This window comes from Peribacillus sp. P4_C12 (assembly GCF_056402095.1).
The window spans coordinates 1-2,241 of sequence record NZ_JBFUIB010000566.1 but is presented as its reverse complement, the minus strand read 5'-3'; the positions used below and the strand labels follow the sequence as shown (position 1 = coordinate 2,241).

Sequence of the window (2,241 nt, the reverse complement as noted above, 5' to 3'; positions counted from 1 at the left end):
GGCGTTCCTGGATTTCYCKTTTATCGCTYGTTTCCCAGATTTCCAGGTCCTGTTCGAATTTCTGCAGTTCGTCACTGTTTTCTTCAAATTGTGCGGATACATGTTCATGRACCATGTGGATGACCTGGTTTTTCATGATTTCTGGCATCGATTCGCCATATTCAACGAATTTCAAAAAGTCCTCAAAGTAGCGAGCATGTGAAGCCTGGTGGATTTTCAGTTCGGCTTCTTCTACCATTCCTTCTTCGGGCATATAGGGGTATTGGATGGATTTCATATTTTTGKTGGTGATTGCCATTTCAACGTGTCGAATTAGTGTTCGTTCATCTGATATGGAAGCAACCTTTGGCTCGAAATCACATTTTAATAAGAAGACGAACGGTTCATCTAGATATTTCGTTAATTTAGCAGATGCGACTAGGAAGACCCCGCCACGCACTGCACTTGTATCTATATAAGACTGAGCGAATTGTTCATTTTCCTGCTGGAAGACTTCTTTTGTACCGGCAAAGCGGACACGGTTAAATACATTGTAATTTGGGTTGGAATCAAGTGCATGGCCTTCTTCAACAATAAAAGAACCGATTTTTGTGGGTATTTGTTCAGTTTTTGGATGACGGTCTACTTTTCGTTTGGAGATTTTCATCAATTCCCCATCCAAAAAATCCTTTAAAGGACTTTCTTCGTATTCCTGGGTATCGAGTGTTTGAAAATGTTTAAATCGTTTATCAGCCTGATCGCCTTTTCCTTCAACCTGTATTAAATAAAAARACAGATAGGTAATCGTAAAATCCATGAAAGTCACCATCTCCAATTAAGCATATTTCCCGTACTTTTTAAGACTTAATAAGTATAGAGATGTACATCAATTTCGTCAAACCATTAGTTCTTGAATGGCTAGAATAATTATGGTGTATTATTCCATAATAATAAGAGTAGGGAACAAAAATTGGAGTCTCTATCTAAAATTTGGATATACTGGAAAATAGAATCAAATGAAGATCTAAAAGGGTAAGTAGGTATCCCAGCTCAGGATTTGTCTAATCCATTCATGTAAGATTATAAAATTTTGATATTTATTTTAACGTTCTATATGTAAATGCACCTAAACATTTGATGGAGAATTATGTCGAAAAATCACTAGAGATATTCAGCGAATTTTCAAAATAGAAATTCTACTATAATAAAACCAATGATGTATAAGGGTTTAATACGTATAATTTGAAAGTCAGATAATTCAGGAATTGTTGAATTTTGTCGAACATTCTCTATTATAAAAAGTAAGTGAATTCATTTATTTGTTATTTTCTGAATAGTTTTTTGAATTTGCGGAGGAGAAAACATGAGTATTTTTAGAAAGAAGACTATTGAGGACTTATTGAAAAACGCTGGTTCCAACAGTAAGGGGTTGAAAAGGGAACTAGGTGCTTGGGACTTAACGATGCTAGGAATTGGAGCAATAATTGGCACTGGTATTTTTGTATTAACGGGAACTGGAGCAGTTAATGCTGGTCCAGCGCTTTCGTTATCGTTCGTCATTGCCGGCCTTGCTTGTTTATTCGCAGCACTTTCATATGCTGAATTTGCATCATCCGTGCCGGTATCTGGTTCAACTTACACTTATGCGTATGCAACACTAGGTGAATTTGCTGCCTGGATTATAGGGTGGGATTTAATCCTTGAATACTTATTGGCAGTTAGTGCCGTATCGGCCGGCTGGTCTGGTTATTTCCAATCGTTTTTAGGTGGATTCGGGATTAACTTCCCGGAGAAACTAACCGCAGCACCTGGTTCAATTGAGGGTGTTACAACTTATATGAACTCGCCAGCCTTTTTAATAGTTATGGCTATTACTTTATTGATTTCTAGAGGTACGAAACAAACTACAAGGATCAACAACATTATGGTTGTTATTAAAGTGATCGTTGTTTTGTTGTTTATCGTCTCTTCTATTTACTATGTGAAACCTGAAAACTGGCAGCCATTAATGCCATTCGGAATCAGTGGAGTATTTTCTACAGCCGCTTTAATGTTCTTTGCATTTATCGGCTTTGATGCAGTAGCATCTGCTGCTGAGGAAACAAGAAATCCAGGAAAGAATTTACCACGTGGGATTATCGGTTCATTGATTATTTGTGTTGTACTTTATATGATTGTTAGTTTAATTATGACAGGTGTGGTACCGTATGCACAGTTCGCAACGGCACTGGATCACCCGATTTCTTTAGTACTACAAAGCGC

Annotated in this window: 2 protein-coding genes; one reads left to right on the top strand and one right to left on the bottom strand. The window is 37.3% G+C overall.

Annotated elements, in window-relative coordinates:
- Positions 1–796 (bottom strand): DUF3900 domain-containing protein (locus AC1DUW_RS26530; RefSeq protein WP_477643896.1); only part of this gene is annotated, 796 nt, incomplete at its 3' end.
- 546 nt (positions 797–1,342) lie between these two features.
- On the opposite strand from AC1DUW_RS26530, the gene AC1DUW_RS26525 reads away from it, so the two are divergent.
- Positions 1,343–2,241: amino acid permease (locus AC1DUW_RS26525; RefSeq protein WP_477643895.1), on the top strand; the 899-nt coding region annotated here is incomplete at its 3' end.